Consider the following 463-nt stretch of genomic DNA (forward strand, 5'->3'; position numbering starts at 1 on the left):
GTCATCGTCACCGGCTGCGCCGCCCAGACCGAGCCCGAAACCTTTGCCGCCATGCCCGAGGTCACCAAGGTCATCGGCAACCATGAGAAGATGCAGCCCGCCACGTGGGCGTCCCTGCGCGCCCCCGACCTGATCGGCGAGACCGAGAAGGTGGTCGTGGACGACATCATGTCGGTGCGGGAAACCGCGGGCCACCTGATCGACGGGTTCGGGCGGCACCGGGCCTATGTGCAGGTCCAGAACGGCTGCGATCACCGCTGCACCTTCTGCATCATCCCCTTCGGGCGCGGCAATTCGCGGTCGGTGCCTGCGGGCGTGGTGGTCGAGCAGATCAAGCGTCTGGTCGGGCGCAGCTTTAACGAAGTCGTGCTGACCGGGGTGGACCTGACCAGCTGGGGCGCGGACCTGCCGGGCACGCCGCGGCTTGGCGATCTGGTCATGCGCATCCTGCGGCTGGTGCCGG

1 protein-coding gene is annotated in these 463 nt (G+C 68.3%); it reads left to right on the top strand.

Annotated features, from left to right (window positions below; all coding sequences use genetic code 11):
• The coding region (locus TW83_RS16320) for a radical SAM protein (protein ID WP_045983841.1) at nt 1-463 on the top strand (463 nt) is incomplete at both ends.

The sequence above is a fragment of the Paracoccus sp. S4493 genome (genome assembly GCF_000967735.1).
GTDB lineage: Bacteria > Pseudomonadota > Alphaproteobacteria > Rhodobacterales > Rhodobacteraceae > Paracoccus > Paracoccus marcusii.